Here is an 18680-nt window from a genome sequence, read left to right as displayed (position 1 = left end):
CGCCTTTGGTTTAACGATAGGCGTGAGTTTAGGCTCCAAATACCAGCAAAATGGCCGGGAGAGAAAGGGTGAAGTTTGTCTTGTTAACACACGAGCGGGAGTATGAGCGCCACAGTAACACAGGCCAGTTGGCGTTAGCCGCATTCCCTGAGCTGTGTCGCCGTGTGCCCTGGTCGCGGGTTACGCCCGATGAGGCGTTGAAGCAGGCCTGTGAATCGGGTGAAGCTCTGCTGCTCTTTCCAAAGGAGTACGATGCAGATGGGACGGACTCTGGTTCGAGAATGGGCTCGAGCGTGAACCAGGTTAGCACGCCCGAGCAACTTCAGCTTAAAAAGGATGGGGAGCAGGGCATGCGTCAGGTGATCATTCTTGATGCCACCTGGCAGGAGGCCAGAAAGATGATGCGTCAGAGCCCCTATCTGCAAGCGGCGAGAAGGCTGACGCTGCAGGAGAGCGAACCGTCACGCTATCGCCTAAGGCGGAATCAGTTATCTCAAGGTCTGTGCACCATAGAGTGCATCATTAGCCTGATGCACAGTTTAGGGATGAGCCAGGAGGCACAGCAGCTTGATGAGGCGTTTGATCTCTTTATGTTAGATCACCGTCAGGTAGACGCATAGGAAGTGGCTTAGGGCGCCGGCGAGGACAAACAGATGCCAGATGGCGTGATTATAGGGAATGCGTTTACCCACATAGAAGATCACCCCGGTGCTGTAGAAGATCCCGCCCGCCAGCAGTAGCTGAAAGCCCAGTGGCGTCATGGCTGCAAGCAGCTGCTTCATCACTATGACACACAACCAACCCATCACCAGATAAAGCACTAGGCTAAAGATCTTGAAGCGATGAATAAACAGCGTCTTGAACAGGATCCCGCCTAGGGCCAGACTCCAGATGGCGATGAGAATGGCATCGGCCTCGACACTGTCGAGCAGGATCTGCATCAGCGGCGTGTAGGTGCCGGCGATCAACAGATAGATGGCGCAGTGATCGGCTATCTTGAGTTTATGCTTTAACTTAGGTGCCGAGACGCTGTGATAGAGCGTTGAGCAGAGAAACAGGAGTATGATGCTCAAACAATAGAGTGCCAATCCTCCAAGTTGAAGATCGGTGAGCCTGTCCCATCCCTTATGCAGTGAAAACGCTAGCGCCAGAATACCTGCAATCACACCCAGGCCATGGCTGAGGGCGTTTGCCAGCTCTTCTGCGCGGCTATAGGGAGCGGCCGTAGCAGCAAAGCTGGGCTGACTATTCAGGCCGATCTCTTGGGGCTGTATGGTTTGTGGCGGCACGGACTGTGGTGGCATTAGACTCTCTAAAACTGGTTAGACCTCGTTAATGGTGAGTCTAACAGCATGCTGGTGCAAAAGAAATAATTAAGCGTACGTGTGTACGCTTAATTTTAATTTTGTTTTGTTAGTAATTGAATTTATTGTTTTTTGAATTTCACGCTGTTCACTATCTATCCTTGATTGAACTAAAGGCTTCTCTTCTTCTCTAAAATGCTAAGTTTTCTAAGGAAAGAATGAGTTGCTATTGCGAGTGCCCCCTAAGGATAGTCAATCTTCCTGGCTTGACCTCAATCTTAATCTAAACCTTAATGCTGATATTGATGTCGAGCAGTTAGCCTTCTGCCATCTCGTCAACGATCCATTAGCGAGAGAGCCTGTATCGAGTGAGGCATTAGTGAGTGAGCATGACCAGCAAGACGCTCAAGTTGAGATGCTTTTGGTTAAGGAGCTTTCGCTTAAGGAGCTTGTTCCTAACGCACCTCTTGAAGGCCCACTTTCTATTGCTATAGCTGCAAGGATTGGCTGGAAAGATCTGTCACTTTTCTTGGTCGTCTTGCTGGCGCATCTTGCATTGCTGGCTTTCTTGAGTTGGCAGTTTAAGGGGCCATATCTGGCTCAGGAATCAATTAAGCGAGACAAGCAGGCCATCAGCGCCTATATGCTGACTCAGGCAGAGTTTGATGCCATGAAGGCCAAATCTCGCCCTGCCGAGGTACCAGTAAACGCGCCGCTGACGAGCCAGCTAAATCACAGCCAACTAAGTCAAAGCCAGTTAGACCAAGGCGAGCCAAGGCAAGATACGCTTAATCAAAGGGGTGAAAGGACAGAGGACAATCTGGCGCCAGTTCCCGCTCAGCAAAGTGCCTCTCTGACTGAGTTAAATCCCGAGAAAGAGGCGTCAGCTACTCAAATTACTCGTTTCCAGCCCAATGTTGTCCAAACAAGGGTTGAGCCTTCCCTTGATTCAGCAGTTGATTCCTCTGAGTCTGGCATCGCGCCTAAAATCGAGGTGCCCGTTGACACTCAGAAAAAGAATGAAGCATTCTCCTTCGATGGTATGAAAGGTCTTAATCTGGAGAGGGGAGCAGCAGACTCGGGAGCGGTAAGCGCTGCAACTGGCGATTATATGGCGAGGCACAGACAGGCACAGCTGGACAAACTAGTTGAGCACGCCGCCGACAAGGCCACCCAGAAGCAGTCGATGAGCGAGATGGATGGCGAGATGAGGGTGTTAGCCTTGCCTAAGGAGAACGAGTATGAGACGGCAATCACCTTAGACAGCAAGTTGGACCCTAATCGCATCGTCAAGATAGGGGATACCTGTTATCGCGTGGTGAGTGTGGCGACACCAATTAACCCCCACGGGGAAAACTTAGGCTTCCCCTTTAAGTGTGGTGGCGACAAGGTGAAACAGGCGATTAAAGACTCCCTTGATAAGCATCTGAGTATGATGGGAGTAGAGATTAAAGATAAAAACTAGTGTGATATATTTTCAAGCTTAAATTAACATGATACTTTTATTTTATACAATTTATTGATTTTATTTTATTATTTGTTTCGATTAATTTGATTTCAGCTAGGGTTTAAAGGGGCTTGCCACCCTCAATCCCTTAGGTCTATACTGAGCCCCTCTTGTCGGAGTGCCATTAGGCTGAGACCGTTTATTCGGGATCCGTTGAACCTGATCAGGTTAGTCCCTGCGAAGGAAACAAGCATAATATGACCTTAGTGTCCCGCCGTTTTTTATCGGCCAATGGGATTAAAATCGCCGCAAATTTGGCGAGTGAAATCCCAGTGACACCCAGCATATTTTTGAATCAGGCCATTATCTGGCCCGGCTCAATGCCCTCAACGCCAAACTTCTCCAGACAAGCAACTTCATCTAACCCTATAGTGAGATTGCTTATGTCAACACGTCGTGAAATGCGAGCAGAGGCCCAGGCCTTTATCGATAACCTCAAACCCTTACAACACCCTAATTCGCAAAAATTTTATCTCAGCGGCAGCAGGCCGGATCTCAAGGTCGCTATGCGGCAGATCTTTCAGTCAGATACTCTGATTGGCGGCACGGCCGAGGCGCCTGTCTATGAGAAGAATCCCCCCATCACAGTCTATGACTGCGCCGGGCCCTATTCAGATCCCGAGGCTGATATCGATGTGCGCCAGGGGCTTGCAAAGCTGCGCAGCGAGTGGATTGCCGAGCGTGGCGATACCCAGGAACTCGAGCAAGTCAGCTCAGGTTTCACTCAGCAGCGTCTGGCCGATGAGGGGCTGGATCATCTGAGGTTTGAGCAGCTGCCCAAGCCAAGACGCGCCCTTGAAGGTAAGGTGGTGACTCAGATGCACTACGCCAGATGCGGCATCATCACCCCAGAGATGGAGTATGTTGCCCTGCGTGAGAATATGGCTCGCGAGAAAGTGACCGACGAGGTGCTCAATCAGCGGGCGCCGGGTGAGAGCTTCGGTGCCAAGCTAGGTGAGCCCATCACGCCGGAGTTTGTGCGTCAGGAGCTGGTGGCGGGCCGGGCAATTTTGCCGCTTAACATAAACCACCCTGAGGCCGAACCTATGATCATCGGCCGAAACTTCCTGGTGAAGGTCAACGCCAACATAGGTAATTCGGCGGTCACATCCTCCATCGAAGAGGAGGTGGAGAAGCTGGTGTGGGCCACCCGTTGGGGCGCAGATACTGTGATGGATCTCTCGACTGGTCGTTATATCCACGAGACCCGCGAGTGGATCATCCGCAACTCGCCGGTGCCCATCGGGACTGTGCCCATCTATCAGGCGCTGGAGAAGGTCAATGGCGTCGCCGAAGATCTCACCTGGGAGATCTTCAGAGATACCCTGATCGAGCAGGCGGAGCAGGGGGTGGATTATTTTACCATTCACGCCGGTGTGCTCCTGCGTTATGTGCCCATGACGGCCAAGCGCCTCACAGGCATAGTCTCTCGTGGCGGTTCCATCATGGCCAAGTGGTGCCTCTCTCACCACAAGGAAAACTTCCTCTATGAGCACTTCGATGAGATCTGTCAGCTGTGCGCCGCCTACGATGTCTCCCTCTCGTTGGGTGATGGCATGCGACCAGGCTCCATCGCCGATGCTAACGACGAGGCGCAGTTTGCCGAGTTGGAAACCTTAGGCGAGCTGGTTAAGAAGGCCTGGCAGTATGACGTGCAGACCATCATTGAAGGGCCGGGTCATATCCCGATGCAGCTTATCAAGGAGAACATGGATAAGCAGCTCAAGCTGTGTGACGAGGCGCCGTTTTATACCCTAGGCCCTCAGACCACCGACATTGCTCCAGGTTATGATCACTTCACCTCAGGCATAGGGGCGGCGATGATCGCCTGGTATGGCTGCGCCATGCTCTGCTACGTGACGCCCAAGGAGCATCTTGGTCTGCCAAACAAGGAAGATGTTAAGCAGGGGCTGATCGCCTATAAGATTGCCGCCCATGCTGGCGATGTGGCCAAGGGGCATCCCGGCGCGCAGATCCGCGACAACGCCTTGTCTAAGGCGAGGTTCGAGTTCCGCTGGGAAGATCAATACAACCTAGGATTGGATCCCGATACCGCCAGGGCGTATCACGACGAATCACTTCCGCAGGAGTCGGCCAAGGTCGCGCATTTCTGCTCCATGTGCGGTCCCAAGTTCTGCTCGATGAAGATCACCCAAGAGGTGCGCGAATACGCTGCGGCCCAAGCGATCGATGTAAGGGAGATTGAGGTGAGAGAGATTGAGGTTGAGCAGATTGACGTTACTGCTAGCGCGCCAAAGGCAGAGATCCAGCAAGGGATGGCGCAGATGTCGGCGCAGTTTAAGCAAAGTGGCAGCGAGCTCTATCACAGCGCGGTGAAGCAAAGCCCTGCCGTTGAAAGCGCCTCTCTTGAAAGTACCACTTTTGAAAGTACTGCTCTTGAAATTACGGCTCTCGAAAAAGCAGAAGAGGTGTAGCCATGTCCGCTAAAAAACCTATCGTCTGGACCATTGCCGGTTCAGACAGCGGGGGCGGTGCTGGCATTCAGGCAGATCTTGCGACCATGGCGGATCTGGACTGCCATGGTTGCAGCGTGATCACCTGCGTTACCGCGCAAAACTCGGTGGCGGTTAATGGTGTCGAGCCAGTGAGTGAGGCTATCTTGCTCGCTCAGCTCGATACCCTGCTGGCAGATCTGCCGCCAAGGGCGATCAAGATAGGGCTGCTTGCCAATCAGCGTCAGATTAATCTTATCGCCGATTGGCTGGCGACCCATATGGCGCCACTGAAAACGGATGATGGCCAGCCTATCCCGATTATTCTGGATCCCGTGATGGTAGCGTCCTGCGGCGATGCCTTGACTGGCGAATCTGCTGTTCAGGCCTCCGCTCAGCCCAAAACTAAACTCAAAACTAAGCCCAAAACTGAGCTCAAAACTGAGCCCAAGCACCTTGCCGGGTTGGATTTCACCCCCTTCGCTAAGCTGCTTACTCTTGTGACGCCGAACGCCAGCGAGTTTGGCAAGTTGGTGGGAAGCGAGGCGTCATCAAGTGATGAGATGCTAGCTCAGGCAAGCGCACTCTCAAGGCGCTTAGCCTGTAATCTGCTGATCACAGGCGGTGACAAGGGCTCGCTCTGGCATAGCGATAAGGCGGAAGATCTCTTTATCTGCAACGCGGTGGCGCATACCTCGCTGCTACATCAGCACACCAGCTTTTGCCTCAGCTGCGAGCGGGTGGATAACCCCAATCACCACGGTAGCGGCTGCACCTTGTCATCGGCGATCGCCAGCTTTCTGGCTCAGGGCTTGGTGCTACACGACGCCATCTTGCTCGCTAAAACCTATGTAGTCCAAGGCATAGCGTCGGCCAAGGCCTTGGGCGCCGGCGCCGGACCACTGGCGCGCACAGGTTGGCCCTCTGACCTGGCATCGCTTCCCCGTATCACAGAGTTGGCTGGCATCACTTCGTTAAGCTCTTCAGATCGTGCTTCAGATGCCTCCTCGATACTGAGTTTTCCAAGGCCTAGTTTCCCGGGGCTTAGTTTTCCAAGGCTTAAGCGTCCCATCGGGGTGTATCCTGTGGTGGATAATGTGAATACTTTGGAGCAGGTGCTGGCCGCCGGTGCCACCACGGCCCAGCTGAGGATCAAGCTGGAGGATGATGGCCAAGCAGCTAGCAATCAAGAAGAGAGCAAACAAGAAGAAAGCAAACAAGGGAAGGGCAAACAAGAAGAGGGCCAAGGTGCTGCCGCGTTAGAAGCGCAGATCCAAGCGGCAATCGCGCTGGGGCGCAAATATGATGCGCAGGTGTTTATCAACGATCACTGGCAGCTGGCGTTAAAGCATGGCGCCTTCGGTATCCATCTTGGGCAGGAAGATCTTTTTGAGGCGGATCTCGATAGGATCGCCGAGGCAGGGATCGCCCTGGGCGTCTCCAGCCATGGCGTGTTCGAGTTGGCGCTGGCCAGTCAGCTTAATCCATCCTATCTGGCCCTAGGGCATATCTTCCCCACATCGACGAAATCTATGCCTTCCAATCCTCAGGGGCTGAGTACGCTCGCGCGTATGGTTGCGCTTTGGACGCCCGATTGCCCCAGAGTTGCCATCGGCGGTATAGACGCTTCGCGTTTAGAGCTGGTTAAAGCAACAAACGTTGAGGCGGTGGCCGTGGTGCGCGCGGTGATTCAGGCTGACTCGCCGGGCGAGGCCTATACACAGCTGGCTAGGATGTGGGAGAAAGCCTATGTCACTCAATGATAAGGCATTTATTCAGTATTCACGGCAGATCATGTTGCCCGAGGTCGGCGAACTGGGCCAGCAAAGGCTGATGGAAGCAAGTGTCGCCATAGTCGGCGTCGGCGGCTTGGGCCAGCTCTGCGCCCAGTATCTGAGCGCGGCGGGGATCGGCCAATTGACCCTGATCGATGATGACAAGGTGGAGCTGAGTAACCTGCCCAGGCAGCTGCTGTTTTCCCATGCCGATTGCGGCCAGTACAAGGCGGAAGTCGCCAGAGACAGGCTGGTAGAAAAAGGTACGGCTCAAAACAGTCAGGTATCGGCTTTTAGTCAGATAGCGGCCAAGGTTGTGCGTCTGGATGGCGATAACGCCGAGTCGCTGCTCTCGGATGTGGATTTGGTGCTCGATTGCAGCGACAACTTCGCCACGCGCCAGCACGTCAATGCCGCCTGTGTGGCGCTGGGCACGCCAACAGTGGTGGCGGCTGCGGCCCGCTTTTCTGGTCAGTTGATGGCGTTCGATCTGAGCAAATCCCCGGACAATGGCTGCTATCACTGTCTGTTTCCGGCCGAACTAAGGGTGAGTGAGAGCTGCAGCACCATAGGCATACTTGGGCCCATGGTGGGCACCATGGCCTCGATGCAGGCGCTGCTGGCGATAAAGCTATTGCTGGGGTTACCGGCTCTAGGTGTGCTGCATAGGTTCGACGGATTAACTGGCGAGATGCGAAAGCTCACGCTGCGGCGGGATCCCAAGTGCTCGGTCTGTGTGGCAATTAAAGAATCGAATGAAAAGACTTATGCGATACATGGCGGGACTCCCTGTTCATCGGCCTTAGGAGAAAATGATGAGTGAGATCAGATTAAGTTTGAATGGTCAGTTAATACAGGTGCCAGATAACGCAAGTCTGCAGTCCATGTTGGAGAGCCAGCAGATAGCCCCGGATAGCGTGGCGCTGGTGCGGGCAGGCGAGGTGGTCCCCAAGTCGCAGTGGGCGTTGACCCTATGTGAGGCGGGCGATGTGATTGAACTCTTTGGCGTAGTGGCAGGAGGTTAATATGTTAACGATAGGCGATAGTCGGTTCTCTTCACGGCTGTTTACCGGCACGGGCAAGTTTGCCAGCTCTGATCAGATGTTGGCGGCCTTGGCGGCAAGCGGTTCGCAATTAGTGACACTGGCGATGAAGCGGCTCGATCTTAAGGCGGGCTTCGATGATATTCTGGCGCCCATACGTCAGAGCGGCGTTAAGCTGCTGCCCAACACCTCGGGGGCGCGCAATGCCAAGGAGGCGATCTTCGCCGCCGAGCTGGCCCGAGAGGTGCTGGGTACCTCTTGGATAAAGCTTGAGATCCATCCCGATCCTAAGTATCTGATGCCGGATCCAATAGAGACATTTAACGCCGCCAAGGTGCTGTGTGAGCGCGGCTTTACCGTATTGCCCTATGTGCATGCCGATCCTGTGCTCTGTCGTAATCTTGAGTCTGTGGGCTGCGCGGCCGTGATGCCGCTGGGTAGCCCAATAGGTTCTAATCGCGGGCTGGAGACGGCGGCATTTTTGAAGATCATCATAGAGCAGGCCAATGTGCCCGTGGTGGTCGATGCCGGGATCGGGTCACCCTCTCAGGCGATGGCGGCCATGGAGATGGGGGCGAGCGCCGTGCTGGTGAACACGGCAATTGCTGCCAGTCGCGATCCGGTGAGGATGGCGCTCTGTTTTGCCGACGCCGTCGCCACGGGGCGTAAGGCCTATGAGGCCGGCTTGGCTCAGGTGCACCAGAGGGCGATTGGCACCAGTCCCCAGCAGGCGCTCACCGCCTTCTTATCGGAGTAACCCAATGAGTTTCTTCGATACCTTGAGTGGACTCTCTCGCGAGCAGCTGCGTATGGCGCTCTATTCCACTACGCCGGCCCAGGTAGAAGCAGCGATCGAGGGTGAGCAGGGCAACTTGGGTCATCTGTTAGCCCTGTTATCGCCTGCCGCCGAGGAGTACCTTGAGCCTATGGCGCAGCGTGCTGCCGCCTTAACCCGGCGCCGTTTTGGTCATAACATCGGCCTCTATCTGCCGCTCTATCTCTCAAACCTCTGCGCCAACGAATGTGACTACTGTGGTTTCACCATGAGCAACAAGCTTAAGCGCAAGGTGCTCAGCCATGATGAGCTAGCGGCGGAGATGGCGGTGATCAAGCCTCAGGGATTTGATTCCATCTTGCTGGTTTCTGGCGAGCATGAAACTAAGGTCGGCATCGACTATTTTGCCGAGGTCTTACCCTTGGTGAAGGCGGAGTTTAGCCATGTGGCCATGGAGGTACAGCCGCTCAGCCGTGAACACTATGGGATTTTGGTGGAGAAGGGGCTGGATGCCGTGATGCTCTATCAGGAAACTTACGATCCTGAGACCTATCGCAGACATCACCTGAGGGGCAATAAGCAGGACTATGGCTATCGTCTCGAATCGCCGGAGCGGATCGCCCAGGCGGGCGTGGATAAGATAGGCCTAGGTGTGTTACTGGGTCTCGATGATTGGCGCATGGACGCGCTCTTGATGGGCTATCACCTGGATTATCTCGAGCGCCGCTTCTGGCGCAGTCGTTACAGCATATCCCTGCCTAGGCTCAGACCCTGCGTCGGCGGTATCACGCCCAAGGTGCAGTTGACCGACAAAGGTTTAGTACAACTTATCTGCGCCTTTCGTCTCTTCAACGAGCAGCTTGAGATCAGCCTCTCGACCCGAGAGACGCCTAGTTTGAGAGATAACCTGATAGGGCTCGGCATCACCCAGATGAGCGCCGGTAGTCGCACCGAACCGGGCGGCTATGTCAATCCGGCCGCTCAGTTAGATCAGTTTGAGATCAGCGATGAACGTAGCGCCGCCGAGGTTGCCAGTGTCCTTCGAAGCCGTGGCTTTACCCCAGTGTGGAAAGACTGGGAGGCTGGCTGGATAGGCGCAGGCTAACCAATTCAAGATGTTAGCCAAGCCCTCTGTAATGCTGTACTTTGCTTGGCTTTTGATTAATAATTAGCCATAACTGTGACTCATGAAAAAGGGCCATCAATTATGGAAATACCATCGAGCTTTTCTTCCGGTCTGGCCGGCTTGCAGAGCGCTCAGTCTGGCCTGACTCAGGCTACTGTGGATGTCGCCAAACCCAGCCAACCTCAGGTGAGTGAAGCTGGCGGCACAGAGACGACCAATCCGGTCAACGCCACAGATAAAACTGAGGCCCTGGTCTCGGCGATAGAATCGAAAAACCAAGGGGAAGCCGCGGTTGAAGTATTAGAGACCGCTAACGAGACCCTAGGTACAGTGATAGATATCAAGGTGTAGGCCGTGGCTGGCGCCATGACTACGCCCCCCTTAACGGCGATGCGCCTTAGCGCATTGCCGTCTTCTTCTGCTTCAACGTCTTCAATTTCCTCATCCTCTACAGCTTCTTTATCTTCTTCAAATAGAGCTTCAAGTTCTGTAAGTGCTGTTTCAACGCCAGCTTTCTCTCATCAAGCGTCGCATGCCAGCCTAAAGGCCAACACGGCGGTTTCTTCGACGCCTTCGGTAGCAAGCGGTGTACTGACCTCTGGTCACTTAAGTTCTAGCCTGTCAACGCAAAGCGGCTCAAGTATGAGCCGTCCTGTCTTCAATGGCAGTTCGTCGACTCAAGGGGGATATAGCCTCTCTAGTGGGCCGATCGGAATCGGCGGCCTACTCAATCAAGCGGCAAGCTCTGGTTTTAGCAATGGCTTGAGCAAAGGCGGCGGGACCGATGGCGTTTCTACACTACCGGATGGGGGAGGTAGCGCAGCAGGCTCTGGTTTACCCCCTGGTTCGGGAGGTAGCAATGGCAAGCCAAATGCGATTACAGCAGGGGGACAAGGCGGCGTTGACGTTAGTCGCGGTAGCGCAATTGAGGGCGAAAAGCCGGTAGTCGATATCTTTGGTGGGGCCGAGGAAACCCGCGGCGAGGCATACAACCCCTTCGCGGATAAGCAAGAGCGAAAGGACGCACCAGGTGATGAGAGCCGCTCACAAGACCCTGAACTTGCCCGTCAGGAAGCCGAGCTAAAAGAGCTGTCCAAGCGTGACGCCGAGGTGAGAGCCCATGAGCAGGCCCATGCCAGCGTTGGGGGCACCTTCGCGCGCAGCCCAAGTTTTAAGTATGAGCAGGGGAGCGATGGCAGGCGATATGCGGTAGATGGCGAGGTGGCGATCGATATCTCCTCGGTGCCAGGGGATCCCCTGGCTACCCTGAACAAGATGAAGCAGGTTTACGCGGCGGCGATGGCGCCCGCGACCCCTTCGATGGCGGATATCCGGGTGGCCAGCGAAGCCCTGCGTAAGATGAATTCGGCAAAGGCCGAGCTGGCTAAGACGCGTCAACAAAGCGGCATCACCCCTGAGCAGATGAAGCCGCTTATCGATGCCGGTAAGAGTGAGCAGCAGCGCCAGCTGCCAGAGCCTGTGACGCCTAAGGTGAGCGGTAGTGTGGATGATCAGGGCAAGATCTCTGCGGCCAGAATCGATTCCCCCTCACCGCTGGATGATGACAAGAGCCCTTCACAATCGTTCGAGCGGATCAGTCGCCAGCTCCTGGAGGGCAATGGCCTTCTGTTTAGCGCTGAAGTCCTGTCGATGCGTTACCAAGCAGGCGAGTCTGACTCTTCTTCAACATCTTCCTCATCCTTCGCCTTCTCCCTCTAAGACAGAGTGATTCTTGAGGATCAACTGCTCCAGCAACTGTGAGGCGGGTCCTTGCTTATCGCGGTTGGGGATAACCAGGCTGAGCGGCACCTGACGATGACTCGAGCCCTTGAGCGTCAAGCGGGTGAGCCGACCTTCCCTGATGGCATCGCAGATCAGATGACTGGGGATCCAGCAAAAACCGAGCCCCTTGGACAGCACCACCAGGGCCTCATGGAAATTGGCTACCGTCCAGCGCCGCTCCGCCTTGAGCCAACCCAGCTCGCCGCGGGCTATCTGACCCGTATCTTTGATCACTATCTGTAGCTGCTCTGCCAAGGTTTGGTCGTCCAGCGGCAACTCCATGCTCGCCAAGGGGTGAGAGGGATGGCAGACCAGGTGAAAATCGACGTTGCACAGGGGCTGAGCCAGGTGACCCTTCGGCGGCGCGCCGCCTATGATGGCGAGATCCACGGCTTCCGACTCGACCAGTTCGGCGCTGCCGCTGATCACCGAATCTAAGATGGTGATCCGGGTGCCGCGCCCCTGAGGCTCAAACTCGGCCAGGGCGTCGATGAGATGTTCCATGGGATAGATCATCTCGCGGGAGATCAACAGGCTCGGCTCCCAGCCTTTCTCCAGATTGCTGGCTAACTGCTCCAGCTCACTCACCGAGCGGGTGATGTGACGAGAGCGTCGCAGTAGCACCTCGCCGCTCTCGGTGAGATAAGCCTTGCGTCCCCTCACTTCCAGCAGGGCGACCCCCAACTGGGTCTGCAGTTTGGCCACCGCATGGTTAAGGGACGACTGGCTCTTGTTAAGCTTCTCTGCCGCCTGGGCGTAGCCACCACAGTCAACAACCGCCTGTAGGATGCGCCACTGCTCGAAGGTCGATTTTGCCTGACTCATACTGCTCCTGCGCTCCTAATGCTTTTCGGCTTTAGATTTTGCTTTATCGGTTTTTCCCTTTGCAGCATCGGTCTTGATGCTGACCAGCTTAGGTAGGTACTTCTTGGTCGCCTTTAGCTGATGGAAATAGGGGCCCTGATGCAGGCTCTTAGGCCAATCGAGCAGCATCATTGCTAACACGTTGCGGTGCTCGCCCAGGGCGAGATCTGGGTTGCCACGGGGTGAGGGTATGGTCTGCGCCTTAGGATCGAAGGCGGCCATGATGTGCGCCTGGGTCTTCTTCACCACAGGATTATCTGACATTCCCGCCAGATGGAAGCTGATGCCCACCTCGGCGATGATATCGTCTGTGGCGTCTTTCAGGATCCTGTCTATGTTGGCTTCGAAGTAATCTAAGATCCAGGAAAATTCCTTTCTATCGACCGGATGCTGATAATACTCACTGGCGGCAAAGATAAAGTGTGTCATGCCGTAGATTTTATTGCGAAACTGCTTCTTATCGAGTTTGGCGTCTCGACTTTGAGGATAGACGCGATTGAAGCCGTCCTTATACTCCTGCACATAATCACCCACACCAAGCTGCTTCGCCCAGTAAACATAGTTCACCAGCTGCGCCGCCCAGGCTTCGATCATCGCCTTGTCGGTGAGCCCGCGTTTAAGATCGGTGGCCTTTAGCGCCTTGACCAACTTGTCGTGGCAGGGACCTTGTAGACCAAACTCGTCGATGCGGCTTGAGAATCTTAGTAGCACGTCGGTATAGAAGAGAAACTCGGGGAAGGGAGCCAGCGCCTTCTTGCGTGCCTTGGCTCTTGGGCCCTTACCCAGCACGTCGATGGCGGCCTGAGCTTCTTGCTCGATAAAACCCGGTTTATCCAGCTGGCAGGCATAAAAGGCCTGAGACTCGGTGACGGCGTAGAGATCCACCAGGGCCGCATTGGCATACTTGTCATCGCCCGTCATGCGATAGAGGCGGATGCCGTAATGTCCCTGCACCCTTGGTGGCAGCTGGTAGAGGTTATCTTCCAGATTTTGTTGGATTACCTGTTTGACGCCCTGTGCGTCCAGTGATGCTGTCGCCTTAGCCGAGGCGGGCAGGCTAGGGAGCAGCAGGGCGGAGGTGAGTGCAAGTGCACCAAAGATTCTAGTGTACGGGCTTAGGTTGATCATATTGGCTCCTTTCTAGGATGGTGGCGACAGATTGCGCACTGCCAAAAATTGCGGTGAGTTGCTCATCAAGGGACTGTTGCTGCTCGTTGATGAGAAGGAGTTCAAAAACGCTTGTTGCCTCCAGCTGAGTGTCACTCAAGATCTGCTCCGCCAGGCGCTGATGCCACAGCGTAAGATAATAGAGTGGCCCTTGAGTCACCACACCGGTAAAACTGTAGAGGGCGTCATCGGCGTCTGGCCAGGGCGCGCCGAAACTGACTGCAAACTCCTGGCTGAGATCCCGGTAGAGTTGATTATCGAAGGTTTGATACGCAGACAAAGCCAGCTTGCTGCGAAATACCTTTAGCTGCTTGGAGAATGCCTTAAGCTCGGCTTCGCGGCTATTGGATGGCAACTCGGGTAGCAGCTGCTGGCTCAGATATTGACTCAGCCAGAGACTGGCGATCGCCTGACCATCGCCTAAGGTGTTGTTGAGATAGTAGCGCCCACCTGTGAGCAGGCGAGACACCATCTCGGCCACCGCTGCGATGAGCTGTTCCTGACTGCGATAATCATTTAACTGATCTGGCAGGGTCAGGGTCAGCTGACCAAATTGTTGCCCGACCACGGTTTGTCTCAGGGGGCTCAACTGGGCCTTATGTTCCTTATGCGCCTGCGTCTTAAGTGTTACCGCCTGCGCTTTCGCTGTTGGAGGGGGCTCTTGTTTTCCTAGCGGCGGATTAGCTCGCTGCGAACCTGTTAATTGGGGTTTGGGCGGGCGATCGAGAAAAACATCCCCCAGCAAACGCCCCTTATGCCAAAGCCGCAGCATATTGACGTTAACGGTTTCAAATTCAAGGCCAAAGGGCGCGAGCTCGGCTTGAATATCATCCAGCAGCTGCTCACCCGTGTGCGGTGTTACCTCGACCTTAGGCAGTTTGGCAAGTACGGCCCCGAGTGCCCAGGGGGCTGGGGCTAGCTGAGTCTGGCTGTCCAGAAAATGTTTGACCTGTGCGGGGTTGGCGAGCAGCTGATGGCTCAGCGCCCAGCTCGCATAGTCGTCGGCGCCATGTTCCAGCGCTATCGTCTGCTTGGTCGCCATGATGAGGGAGATGGCCGCCTGATTCTTCTGCTTTGCCCTGACCTGGTAGGCCTGCCACACCTGACGCTTACAGCTTTCATCTTGTTGATGAATAAGGTAGCTGGCTATCGAATTATCGAAGGCCTGCTCAGTTTGTTCAGTTTCTCCATCAGTAAGGCGACACTGACTCTGACCTATGATGAGCGACAGGTCTTTCTGCTTCAGACCGTGGGCGACGCTGGCCTGGGCGGTATGGATCTTCGCCTTCTGCTGCTGGTCAATCTGCTCGGCGATCTGCTGCGTTAGCAACTGACCAAACTGGCGCAGCCCTGGCGAGTCGCTTTGAGACCAGTTCTGGCTTTGCGACTTGAGCCAAGGCTCGTGTGCCAGGCGGTCAAACTCATCGGCCAGATGCAGCTGACATTGCAGCAGCGCCTCTTTATCTTCGGCATTTAAAGGATAGTGGCGATAGAAGCGCACGCTGTCTTTGAGGTTAAACAGGCCGATCAACTCGCGTTCGAGTCGTACGCTGGCATCGAGCGGCGTGCCGCTCTCCTGTGCCTGAGACAGGGAAACCTGATAGTCGATACACTGCTCGCTGAGCAGTGTGATAGGAGAGGCGGCCAGGGCCGCCGGACTGAAGTTAAGCGCTAGGGAGACTGCTAAAATGCGTTTTAGCATAGGCGACGCGCTCTTCCACTGACATAGATTTGTTCTTCATCTGCTCCACATGTTTGAGCCTTGGCAGCAGGCCCTGGCCGTTGGCGATTTGAATCGCCAGACCCGGACGGGCGTTGAGCTCAAGCAGCAGAGGGCCAAGCTTCTGATCCAGCACCATGTCGGTACCCAGATAACCCAGCTCACTCATCTCATAGGCCTTAGAGGCAGTATGCAGAAGCGTGTCCCAGTGGGGCACCTGGATCTCGGTGAGCTTCTTGTCGGTATCCGGATGCAGATCGAGCGGACGGTCAAACTGCACCGCATGCAGGCCTCGGCCGGTGCCGATATCCAGGCCGACGCCCACGGCGCCTTGGTGCAGGTTGGCCTTACCGTCGGACGCCGCCGTGGATAGCCTAAGCATGCCCATTACAGGGAAGCCCTTGAAAACGATCAAACGAATGTCGGGTACCCCTTCGAAGGAGTAGCCGTCGAATACGGGGTCGAACTCGATGAGTCCCTCGACGATGGCCACGTCTGGCTTGCCGCCCAGGGAGAAGAGGCCGCTCAAGATGTTAGAGATATGGCGGTCGATCTCGCTTGGGGTCACCTCGTGACCGTTGGGCTTGAAATAGTGGCCATTTTCCACCTTAGTGATCACCAAGATCCCTTTACCGCCCGAGCCCTGCGACGGCTTGATCACGAAACCGTCACGGTTGTTGACCATCTCGGGGATGTGCATGATCTCATGTTGCTGACAGACGGTGCCGATAAGCGCCGGCACGGCGATATCGTTCGCCAGGGCCAGCTGCTTAGTGGTGAGCTTGTCATCCACTCGCTTGTAGAACTTGCGCTGATTATAGCGACCTATGTAGTCGATGTTGCGCTTGTTCATGCCAAGTACGCCGTTTTCCTTCAGCTTTCGGGGCTTTGCAAACAGCATAGTTATTCTCCCGCTAAAGGTCTAAAGCGTCTAAGTTCCAATAACTTATAACCTGTATATTGGCCCATCAGGAGTACAGTTGCCAGGATCACCAGGTGGATACCCAGGAAGTTAAATACCCAGTGTTGTACCCAGGTAGCGCTCATGGCCAGGTAGGCTAAGGTGGCAACAAACAGGCTGCCGCCGCCCTGAACCATTACCTCTTTGGCGCCTTCCTCTTCCCAGAGAATCGACATACGCTCGATGGTCCATGCCAGGATGATCATAGGGAAGAAGGTGATGGTGAGGCCCTCGCTCAAACCGAACTTATAAGAGAGTAGGGTAAACAGGCCTATGATGCCGATCACCACTATGATCACCGCCGAGATCCGCGAGATCAGCAAGAGGTTGAGATCCGACAGATAGGAGCGGATCATTAAACCGAAGGCGACGATCAGCAGGAAGCCGACAAGGCCGGTCAGCAGGGTTGTCTGAATAAAGGCCAGGGCGATCAGCACGGGCATGAAGGTACCCGAGGTCTTGATGCCGATAATCACCCGCAGGAACACCACCACTAGCACGCCGATAGGGATCAGCAAGATACCCTTAAACAGGCTCTGCTCTTCTAGCGGTAGCTGATAGAGGGAGAAGTCCAAGGCATTCTTGTTCTTCAGCATGTCGATAGAGGTGGCGAGCGCCGAGCGGGTGTCTTGTAACATGGAGAAGTTAACCTGAGAGTTAACGCCGCCTACTACGTCCAGAGTCGACTTGGCGGTTCTGTCCCAGATGAGCAGGTTGTCAGGGCGTCCCTGAGTACCATCGTTGGGGTTGAAGATGATCCACTGACCCTGATGATAGACCTCAACATAGTTGGTCAGCTGCTGACGACGACGTTGATCTTCTAAAAACAGACCGCTGACTTTCTTCGCCGGGATCCCCTTGCTGTTGAGCATGCGGATAAACAGTTCGGCGCGGGAGTTACTGGTCAGCAGTAGCTCAAGGTTCTGGCTGCGCTCGGTGGCATTGAAGCTCTTGTTAAGCTGCTGAGCAAACGACAGGTTAGTGGCGCTGCGCGACCAGATCTCGCTCATTACCTGCTCGGCGGCGGCCTTCTCTGTGGCAGGCCAGTTGTAGGCCTGCGGCGCGTCGGGTTCTTTGTCTGCCGGGATCTCATTCTTGCCGGTCGGTACCAGGGTGACCTTATAGTAGAGATCTTGCTGACCGATCGCCTCGCGGGTCGACCAGGTGACCTGACGGCCTGTGTCATCCTCTGTGGCTGACAAGCCGTAGCCTGGAGAGGTCGCGTTTTCCGCTAAGATCTCAAAGGCAGGATCCTTGGGCAGCGAGAAGGTCACCTCGGCAGGCTCGCCTGTGCCCTGGAAGCTCACCTTGGCATCCACGGCCCAGCTCTGTACCTGCTCGCCCGGGAGGAAGGGGACATTATGTTCTATGCCGCGATAGACGCTAGCGGCGATGCCGGCGATAAACAGCAGGGCCACTAAGATATAAAAAGGTTTTTTAGAGTGCATCGCATTTACATCCTATTATTTGGCTGTCTTTGATGGATTGTTCTTACCGTGCACAAAAGTCTGTCCTACATCGACGACGGCAATGTCTTGCATAAACTTACGTCCCAGCAGCAGCTGATAGTCGAGGTGACTACGATCGACCAGGTTGAGATCGGTTTCCGCCTTGTAATTGCCAATCTGTAGATGGGCATGGATCACCGGGCGTCTGTCATTCTTATCTTCTGCATCTTGCTTGATGCGCACGAAGCGCTCGACCTTAGACTCGAAGGTCTGTGATGGCTTGTCTGCGCCTTGAGTGAACACATCGAAGCGCACCCACTGCTTGCCATTACGCTCGAACAGTATGATGTTGTGGGCATCTAGCGATGAGGATTCGGCGCCGGTATCGATACGGGTCTCGAAGCCTGCCTTGATCTCATCGACATAGACGTGTTCAACCGCGCCTAGGATAAACTTGTCACCGATAGGGGACGGGTCACACTGCATAGGAACCTGTACCACCTGCTTCTCGGGTTGGGTCTTAACGGCCGCCAATTGCTTGGACAGCTGCTCCAGCTGGGCAGACAGGGAAGTCAGCGCCGCCTGCTGCTCGCTTTGGCTGGTGCTGATCAGGGTGACTAGCTCGCTCTTCTGCTCGCTCAGGCTGGCATTGAAGGTGTCGACATCGACAGGCGCGGGCTGCTTAGGATCTTGGGTGGCTGCGCAGCCTACCAGGCTGGTTACCAGGGCGAGAGTGGTCATCTGTTTTAACATAG

17 protein-coding genes and 1 riboswitch are annotated in these 18680 nt (G+C 55.1%); of the genes, 10 read left to right on the top strand and 7 right to left on the bottom strand.

The window, feature by feature from the left end:
• Nucleotides 1-68: 68 nt before the first annotated feature.
• Nucleotides 69-620, top strand: coding sequence for a DTW domain-containing protein (locus tag K0I63_RS10890; protein WP_220081043.1), 552 nt, complete (start codon nt 69-71; stop codon nt 618-620).
• Here the strand turns inward: K0I63_RS10890 and trhA are convergent.
• Entirely contained in the window at nt 594-1304 is a 711-nt protein-coding gene (gene trhA, locus K0I63_RS10885) for a PAQR family membrane homeostasis protein TrhA (RefSeq protein WP_258406850.1), read from the bottom strand. The two genes, K0I63_RS10890 and trhA, sit on opposite strands and share 27 nt — an antisense overlap.
• 379 nt (nt 1305-1683) lie before the next feature.
• Between trhA and K0I63_RS10880 the strand changes: the two genes are divergently transcribed.
• From K0I63_RS10880 to K0I63_RS10840, 9 genes are all read left to right on the top strand, one after another.
• A complete protein-coding gene (locus K0I63_RS10880) occupies nt 1684-2769 on the top strand; it encodes a hypothetical protein (protein WP_220081042.1) in 1086 nt (361 codons plus the stop codon).
• 146 nt (nt 2770-2915) lie between these two features.
• Nucleotides 2916-3014: riboswitch (TPP riboswitch) on the top strand.
• Between the two features lie 180 nt (nt 3015-3194).
• Complete coding sequence (thiC, locus tag K0I63_RS10875; protein ID WP_220081041.1) at nt 3195-5246, top strand: phosphomethylpyrimidine synthase ThiC; 2052 nt, start codon at nt 3195-3197, stop codon at nt 5244-5246.
• A gap of 2 nt (nt 5247-5248) precedes the next feature.
• Nucleotides 5249-7027 carry a bifunctional hydroxymethylpyrimidine kinase/phosphomethylpyrimidine kinase gene (locus K0I63_RS10870; RefSeq protein ID WP_220081040.1) on the top strand — a complete coding sequence of 593 codons (1779 nt, stop codon included), beginning with the start codon at nt 5249-5251 and terminating at the stop codon, nt 7025-7027.
• Nucleotides 7014-7862, top strand: a complete 849-nt coding sequence (locus K0I63_RS10865; protein WP_220081039.1) for a HesA/MoeB/ThiF family protein — start codon at nt 7014-7016, stop codon at nt 7860-7862. The genes K0I63_RS10870 and K0I63_RS10865 overlap by 14 nt, the downstream gene beginning before the upstream one ends.
• Nucleotides 7852-8064: a sulfur carrier protein ThiS gene (gene thiS, locus K0I63_RS10860; RefSeq protein ID WP_258406849.1), complete on the top strand. Its 213-nt coding sequence runs from the start codon at nt 7852-7854 to the stop codon at nt 8062-8064. The genes K0I63_RS10865 and thiS overlap by 11 nt, the downstream gene beginning before the upstream one ends.
• A 1-nt stretch (nt 8065) precedes the next feature.
• Complete coding sequence (locus K0I63_RS10855) at nt 8066-8839, top strand: thiazole synthase (protein WP_220081038.1); 774 nt, start codon at nt 8066-8068, stop codon at nt 8837-8839.
• 4 nt (nt 8840-8843) lie between these two features.
• Complete coding sequence (gene thiH, locus K0I63_RS10850) at nt 8844-9962, top strand: 2-iminoacetate synthase ThiH (protein ID WP_220081037.1); 1119 nt, start codon at nt 8844-8846, stop codon at nt 9960-9962.
• A 102-nt stretch (nt 9963-10064) separates the two neighbouring features.
• The gene (locus tag K0I63_RS10845) at nt 10065-10334 is read left to right on the top strand and encodes a hypothetical protein (protein WP_011865888.1); all 270 of its coding nucleotides are present in this window, start codon (nt 10065-10067) and stop codon (nt 10332-10334) included.
• A 291-nt stretch (nt 10335-10625) separates the two neighbouring features.
• Entirely contained in the window at nt 10626-11702 is a 1077-nt protein-coding gene (locus tag K0I63_RS10840; protein WP_258406848.1) for a putative metalloprotease CJM1_0395 family protein, read from the top strand.
• Here the strand turns inward: K0I63_RS10840 and K0I63_RS10835 are convergent.
• From K0I63_RS10835 to K0I63_RS10810, 6 genes are read right to left on the bottom strand one after another with little or no spacing between them, the layout of a single operon-like run.
• Nucleotides 11679-12590 carry a LysR family transcriptional regulator gene (locus tag K0I63_RS10835; RefSeq protein ID WP_220071539.1) on the bottom strand — a complete coding sequence of 304 codons (912 nt, stop codon included), beginning with the start codon at nt 12588-12590 and terminating at the stop codon, nt 11679-11681. The two genes, K0I63_RS10840 and K0I63_RS10835, sit on opposite strands and share 24 nt — an antisense overlap.
• A 15-nt stretch (nt 12591-12605) precedes the next feature.
• Entirely contained in the window at nt 12606-13757 is a 1152-nt protein-coding gene (locus tag K0I63_RS10830; protein ID WP_220081035.1) for a DUF3541 domain-containing protein, read from the bottom strand.
• A complete protein-coding gene (locus tag K0I63_RS10825; protein ID WP_220081034.1) occupies nt 13732-15498 on the bottom strand; it encodes a hypothetical protein in 1767 nt (588 codons plus the stop codon). Before K0I63_RS10825 ends, K0I63_RS10830 begins: the two co-directional genes overlap by 26 nt.
• Nucleotides 15461-16417: an alpha-L-glutamate ligase-like protein gene (locus K0I63_RS10820; protein WP_220081033.1), complete on the bottom strand. Its 957-nt coding sequence runs from the start codon at nt 16415-16417 to the stop codon at nt 15461-15463. The genes K0I63_RS10825 and K0I63_RS10820 overlap by 38 nt, the downstream gene beginning before the upstream one ends.
• A gap of 2 nt (nt 16418-16419) precedes the next feature.
• Nucleotides 16420-17925, bottom strand: a complete 1506-nt coding sequence (locus tag K0I63_RS10815; protein ID WP_220081032.1) for an inactive transglutaminase family protein — start codon at nt 17923-17925, stop codon at nt 16420-16422.
• Nucleotides 17926-17940: 15 nt separating this feature from the next.
• Nucleotides 17941-18678, bottom strand: a complete 738-nt coding sequence (locus K0I63_RS10810) for an ATP-dependent zinc protease family protein (protein WP_220081031.1) — start codon at nt 18676-18678, stop codon at nt 17941-17943.
• Nucleotides 18679-18680: the final 2 nt, after the last annotated feature.

It is taken from the genome of Shewanella rhizosphaerae, from assembly GCF_019457655.1.
Classification (GTDB): domain Bacteria; phylum Pseudomonadota; class Gammaproteobacteria; order Enterobacterales; family Shewanellaceae; genus Shewanella; species Shewanella loihica.
Note: the sequence above shows the minus strand (reverse complement) of the source record. Positions and strands in the feature narration are given on the sequence as shown.